At 64.1% G+C, this 5,662-nt stretch carries 8 protein-coding genes; 5 read left to right on the top strand and 3 right to left on the bottom strand.

Features of this window, described 5'->3' with window-relative positions:
- The first annotated feature begins 260 nt into the window (after positions 1-260).
- The 5 genes from AC1D15_RS15925 to AC1D15_RS15945 all read left to right on the top strand — a co-directional run bounded on the left by AC1D15_RS15925 (position 261) and on the right by AC1D15_RS15945 (position 4,134).
- The gene (locus AC1D15_RS15925) at positions 261-2,669 is read left to right on the top strand and encodes an RHS repeat domain-containing protein (RefSeq protein WP_477826731.1); all 2,409 of its coding nucleotides are present in this window, start codon (positions 261-263) and stop codon (positions 2,667-2,669) included.
- Positions 2,666-3,040, top strand: coding sequence for a hypothetical protein (locus AC1D15_RS15930; RefSeq protein ID WP_156154833.1), 375 nt, complete (start codon positions 2,666-2,668; stop codon positions 3,038-3,040). The genes AC1D15_RS15925 and AC1D15_RS15930 overlap by 4 nt, the downstream gene beginning before the upstream one ends.
- Positions 3,041-3,099: 59 nt before the next feature.
- The gene (locus AC1D15_RS15935; protein ID WP_465114597.1) at positions 3,100-3,462 is read left to right on the top strand and encodes a hypothetical protein; all 363 of its coding nucleotides are present in this window, start codon (positions 3,100-3,102) and stop codon (positions 3,460-3,462) included.
- A 74-nt stretch (positions 3,463-3,536) separates the two neighbouring features.
- Positions 3,537-3,671, top strand: a complete 135-nt coding sequence (locus AC1D15_RS15940) for a hypothetical protein (protein WP_465114598.1) — start codon at positions 3,537-3,539, stop codon at positions 3,669-3,671.
- 10 nt (positions 3,672-3,681) lie between these two features.
- A complete protein-coding gene (locus AC1D15_RS15945; protein ID WP_047505536.1) occupies positions 3,682-4,134 on the top strand; it encodes an SMI1/KNR4 family protein in 453 nt (150 codons plus the stop codon).
- A gap of 7 nt (positions 4,135-4,141) precedes the next feature.
- Here the strand turns inward: AC1D15_RS15945 and AC1D15_RS15950 are convergent, their stop codons facing one another.
- From AC1D15_RS15950 to AC1D15_RS15960, 3 genes are all read right to left on the bottom strand, one after another.
- Entirely contained in the window at positions 4,142-4,618 is a 477-nt protein-coding gene (locus AC1D15_RS15950) for an RES family NAD+ phosphorylase (RefSeq protein ID WP_047505537.1), read from the bottom strand.
- Complete coding sequence (locus AC1D15_RS15955; RefSeq protein WP_477826732.1) at positions 4,615-5,169, bottom strand: antitoxin Xre/MbcA/ParS toxin-binding domain-containing protein; 555 nt, start codon at positions 5,167-5,169, stop codon at positions 4,615-4,617. The genes AC1D15_RS15950 and AC1D15_RS15955 overlap by 4 nt, the downstream gene beginning before the upstream one ends.
- 75 nt (positions 5,170-5,244) lie before the next feature.
- Positions 5,245-5,662 (bottom strand): HrpF/NolX family T3SS translocon protein (locus AC1D15_RS15960; protein WP_477826733.1); only part of this gene is annotated, 418 nt, incomplete at its 5' end.

Genomic DNA, 5,662 nt, shown 5'->3' on the forward strand with positions numbered 1-5,662 from the left:
CTCCACCAGCACGGTGCCGACAAGAACGATCCGACGAAGCTGATGGAAGAAATTCAGAAGACGCTCGACAAGCTCATCGAGCTCAATGAGAAGCGCAACGCGGCGATGGAGAAGGCCGGACAGTCGTTCGCGCAGGCGGCGCAGCCGCAGCCGCAAGGGTGACGAGGTGCCAGATAGGTTCATCTGAACCGGTTGACCCGGCAGAGGCCGGATTTCTAGACTGCGCCGCATCCTGAACGACAAGACCAGGGAGGTCTTTCATGCAGCATGCGCGCAGCGGCCTGCGGGCCGCGATTGGTTGTTTCCTTTGGTCCTTCGTATCGTCTGCCGCGTTGGCGCAGACACCGCCGCCGGTGTCGCCCACGCCGACCACGCGCTACGAGTACGACGCGATGGGGCATGTCACGAAGATCCTTCGGGGCGCGAGCGGCGACAGCACCTCGATCGGATACGACAACCTCTATCGCATCACGTCGATCACCGATGCCAGCCGGGGCTCGATCCGTTTCGACTACGACGGCGGGACGCCGTACATCAACAAGGTGACCGACCCGCGCGGCCTGGTGACCCTCTACGAGCGCGGAGGCTTTGGCACCGTGGTGAAGATCGTGAGCCCCGACACCGGGACGACGGTGTTCACCTACGTGCCCGGGACCGACCTGGTGGAGACCATGCTCGACAGCCGTGGCGTGTTGACGCGCTACTCCTACGATGCCAGTGAGCGCATGACGCGGGCTGAGCACAGCAGCGGCGAGCGGACCGATCCCGCGCTGACGTGGCGCTACAGCGAGCAAGGGCCCGAGTTCTCGTACGGCGGCGGCAGGCTCACCAGCATGGGGCACGGCGCCGGTGGAGACCGATACCGCTACGAAGAGCAAGGGGAGGTTGCGGTCCACACGCAATGGGTCGAGCCGGGGGCAGGCGCGAACAGCCGCACCGTGCAGCTGAAGGTGGCCTACGACTACCGCCTGGGCAACCTGGAGGGCGTCACCTATCCCTCGGGGCGCCGGCTGGTGATCGAGCGCGAGTACGGCCAGGCGTTGTCGCTGGCACTCGCCAAGGACGGTGCCAGCGTTCCGCTGCCATTGCTCAGCGAGATCAAGTGGGCGCCGTTCGGCATCGGGATCGACGGCTGGAAGTGGCATGCGCGTGGCGGACTGGTGCCGCATCGGCGCCTGTTCGATCTGAGCGGGCGCATGGTGCGCTATCCGATCGGTGGGGTGCTTCGCGATGTGCGCTACGACGCGCAGGACCGAATCGCCGCGTTCACGCACCAGCAGTTCGACGGCACCCGGCAACCGGCGCTTGATCAGCAGTTCGCCTACGACGAGCTCGACCGGCTCACGAGCGCGGTCACAGCGACCACGAGCTGGGCGATCTCGTACGACCCGAACAGCAACCGCGCGAGCATGAGCATCGACGGCATTCCCAGTCGCTACGACACCGAGCCGTCGAGCAACCGGCTGCGCGGCGTGACGAACCCGGCACGCAGCCTGGCCCATGACGAGGCCGGCAACACGACCAGCGACAGTGCGGGCTATGTGGCGACCTACGACATGGCCGGCCAGCTCGCCACACTGACCAAGGGCGGTGTCACGACCACCTACACCTACAACGCGATGGGCCAGCGCATCCGCAAGGTGAGCAGCACCGGGCCGCAGAGCACGGTGATCTACGCCTACGATCAGGACGGGCAGTTGCTCGGCGAGTACGACCACGAGGGCCGGGCGATCCGCGAGTACGCGTGGCTGCAGGACGTGCCGGTCGCGGTGTTCATGCCGAACCCGGCGGATGCGAACGGGCCGCCGCTGGTGTTCTACATCCACGCTGATCACCTGAATGCGCCGCGCGCGGTGCTCGACACGGAGGGCAGGATTCGCTGGYAGTGGCTGGCCGAGCCGTTCGGTACGACCGCGCCAGTCGTGGATCCGGGCGGACGCGGGCCCTTCATGTTCAGCCTGCGCTTCCCGGGGCAGGTGGCGGACGGGGAGAGTGGGCTGTTCTACAACGACACGCGATACTACGATTCGTCCCTCGGGCGCTACACCACGGCGGACCGCATCGGGCAGAACGGCGGGGTCAACCTATACGGCTACGCCAACGGAAATCCTGTCGACACGGTGGACCCCACGGGGGAGTTCGGCCTCCTTGGCGGGCTCGTCGGCGGACTCGGAAATCTCGGCTATCAGCTTTACATCAACGGCGGCAATCTGAAGTGCATCAACCCGTGGGAGGTAGCCTCGTGGGCGCTGATGGGGTCAGGGGCGGGCCTCGTGGGCCGGGCAGGCCTTGCCGGGGTGGGGCGATTCTTCTGGGACCCTCGGCGATGGGCCACTATCAGCAAGGGGTATTGGACGGCCAGAGGTGGCGCTGGGACTTCCAGCCTCGACCATTGGATTGTGTCTCGATCATTTGGAACATCGATCGGGCTTCCCTCGGGACTCACCAACGCTGGACTGAATTTGGTTCAGATGCCGCAGCGGGTGAATTCCTTTCTCGGAGGTTTTCTCGGGCCGGGTGCAACAAGGACCGGTGCTACGCAAGCCGCCATGGCCTTGGGAAGAATCGGTGCGAGTGGCACGATCTTGGGTACTGCAAGTGTGGGTGGTGCCAGTGGCTACATAACAGGGACGCTGGCCAATCAGGATCCGGAGTGCGGCTGTAGATGAGTTGGTCCATCTGCATTTTTTGCGGCGAACGCAAGGCAGCCTACGACATGTCGTGTTCGGCGTGCAATCGAGTGCCTGCGTCTGCCCACGACTTCGCGAAGAGCTTGCTGTTGTCGTCGGACTTTCAGTGGGATGCGATGGATCTGCCCAAGTCGGACGACGAATTGACGAGGCTCGGCGAGTGCATCGCATCGGGCCGTCACGACTGCATTTCCGAGGGTGACGTCGAGGCAATGGTGAAGCATCTGTCGGAGCTCGATGCCTACCGACGCCGGTGGACGCTGCCGATGGTGCTGCTGTTCTGGTTCACTCCCGCCATGTTGTTTCTTGCTTTCGTCATCTATCTCGTTGTCCAGGTGATCGTCGCTTGAACGGCGTATGCAGACGCATTGCATCAGGCTGGACGATGTGTGATGGAGGTGCCCGTGTGATGCTGGCAGTCTGCGTTCATTGCGGAAACATCAAGCGGACCCTCTCCGCCGGGTGCGTCATCTGCCACTTTCAGCCGCACGCTGCTGAGGACAAAGCCAAGGCGTTCATCCTCTCGACGGCGTATGAGATCGACGGCGAATACCGCGGCATGACTAGAGAGCAACTCACCGCCATTGGGACTGCCATCGAGAATGGGCATCCATATGCCTTTGACCAGACCGAGGTCCAGTCGGTCATTGCATATGCGAAGCGCGTACTGGCTGTGCCCCCAAGGCGTTTGGTCATCGATGGGGTGCGATGGCTGTTGCCTCCACTCTTGATCTTGATGGTTGCCTATCTGCTCGTCTTCTGGACGAAGTGAGCGCGAGGGGCATATGGGACTTGCACCGGATACCTCGTCAAGACTGCGTTCCTGCGGAAGACATCGAGGCGATGGTGAAACATCTGTCGGAACTGGATGTCTATGGCCGACGTTGGAGTCTCCCGATGGTGCTGCTGTTCTGGTTCACTCCCGCGATGCTGTTGGTTGTCTTTGTGGTCTACCTGATTGTCCAGGTGATGGGCGCTTGAGGAATAGTGAATGGAAATCGACGAGATCGTGAGAGCCGTGCGTTCGGCCAGTCGGAAGAAATTCTTTCGGCGGAAGCCTGTGTTCACACCCTACAGAGCCGTTGCGCTCGATGAAATCGAAGCCATCGAACAAGGAATCGGGATCGCCGTGCCCGGCGATCTTCGTCGCTGGCTCCTGACGCTTGGCTACGGAGATATTGATGAGGGGCTGAGCTTCCGCGAGGAGTGGTTCGCTGCCATAGAGCGTGGTCAACTGAAAGGTGGCGCCCTGTTCGCTCAGGACACGCAAGGCAACTTCTTCGGATTCGACATTCACGGACGCATCTATTTTTTCTCGCGATCCCAGCCCTTCTTCTCGATGATCTCAGAGAGCTTCTGCGGATTCATCGAAGAGCTTGTCAAACGCGACTACAAGATTCGGGACTGGGTCGATACGCTCGCAGCGCAAAGGTACGAGTGGTGAATCACCGCTACACCCTGTGGTCGTAGACGAACCGCCGGACCTTCACCGCCGCCAACCCTGCAGCATCCGGATGCGCCGGGTTGATCAGCACGTTGTCTTCTTCCTCGATGATCACCGACGGCACGACCAGCAGCGCCGACTGTCCCCCGCCCAGCCACGCTGAGCCGAGCTCGCGCGAGACCAGCCCTTCGGGGATCGCATCCCAGCCGACGGCCGGTGGACGTTGCAGCACCAGCCGCGCCGCCCAGACCGCGTCCGGCACATCGATGCGCACGAGGAAGCGATTCCACGGCAACTTGCCCGCGCTCTTGCCGAAATGCGCCCGCGTCTCCCAGGCCGCGAGCGACACCGAGGTGGCCGCGAAGCTCACCAACTCTCCGGGATGGTTCCAACGCGATCCGCGGCTCGCGGCACCCTTTCCGGCCAGGTCATCGGCGCCCCACTGCGGTGTGTCGGCGGCAATGCGCCACAACGCCACCGTCATGCAGGCAGTCCCCCGCGCATGCGCTCCAGCACCTGCTCCACCGCGCGCAGCCCCTCGGGGTTGCGCAGCAGCTCGGCCGGGGTCCTGCCGCCCAGTTCGGGCAGCGGTTCGCGCAGCCATTCAGCGAGCCAGGCGTCGAGGTCGAAGTCTTTCAATTGCGCCGGATCGCCGCTCTCCTCGAGCAGGCGGCGCAGCGTGGCCGCCACGCGCAGCAAACCCATCACCCGGTGCCCGGCGACGTCCGGCAGCACCTCGCCGGCTTCGTCCTTGCGGCGGAAGGTGGTGGGCGATACGCCGATGATGTCCATCACGGTCGACACCGGCTGACCGGTCGCCTCGGCGATCACGTCGACCAGCCAGGTGGGAACACCCGCTTCGACCGCGTCGAACAGCACGATCCCGGGTGAACTGCGCACCCGCCCGACCAGGTCGGCGAAGGCCTTGCGGGATGCCTTGGCACCGGCCGCCGGCCCGCGCCCCTGCACCGACCAGAAGTCGGCGGGTGGCTTGGAACCCAGGGCCGGCCGGGGGCGCACAGCGGCAGCACACATGATGATTCACCCAAATGGTTGATCAGAATGCGCCAAATGGTAGCGTATTCCGATCGCCGCCGGGTGAAAACCGGATCAGAAGAAATCCGCCGCCTTCGGCTTCTCGCCACTCGCCCCGTTGAGCCCCGCCTTCACGCCGCCCGTCACCAGGCTGCCGGCACTGCTGTTGGTCGCCACGTTGAGCCCGGTGCCTGCGATGTCCAGCCCGGCGTCGCGCAAGGCCTTCTTGACGTCGCCGCCCTGGATCGCCGTCGCGGCGACGTTGGTCCCCTCCGACCACACGCGCGAACCCACCGCGACCGCCTTGGCCACCAGGTTGAACGGCGGCGGCAGCACCTTGCCGAGTTTCTCGGCCACCTTCGAGACCACGTTGGCGATCTTCGACACCACGCTCAGGCAGCCCTGCAGGAACTTCTTGAAGCCGCCGCCCTTGGCCTTCTTCTGGTCCGGCTGGTCCATCTCGCCGGCCACCATGTCGCCGACCGCCTTCACG

This window comes from Rhizobacter sp. P2_H2 (genome assembly GCF_056403375.1).

Bases quoted from the DNA above. Each gene is read 5' to 3' on its own strand.
- AC1D15_RS15950 (WP_047505537.1), bottom strand. From the start codon at position 4,618: ATGACGGTGGCGTTGTGGCGCATTGCCGCCGACACACCGCAGTGGGGC.
- AC1D15_RS15935 (WP_465114597.1), top strand. From the start codon at position 3,100: ATGCTGGCAGTCTGCGTTCATTGCGGAAACATCAAGCGGACCCTCTCC.
- AC1D15_RS15945 (WP_047505536.1), top strand. From the start codon at position 3,682: ATGGAAATCGACGAGATCGTGAGAGCCGTGCGTTCGGCCAGTCGGAAG.
- AC1D15_RS15955 (WP_477826732.1), bottom strand. From the start codon at position 5,169: ATGTGTGCTGCCGCTGTGCGCCCCCGGCCGGCCCTGGGTTCCAAGCCA.
- AC1D15_RS15930 (WP_156154833.1), top strand. From the start codon at position 2,666: ATGAGTTGGTCCATCTGCATTTTTTGCGGCGAACGCAAGGCAGCCTAC.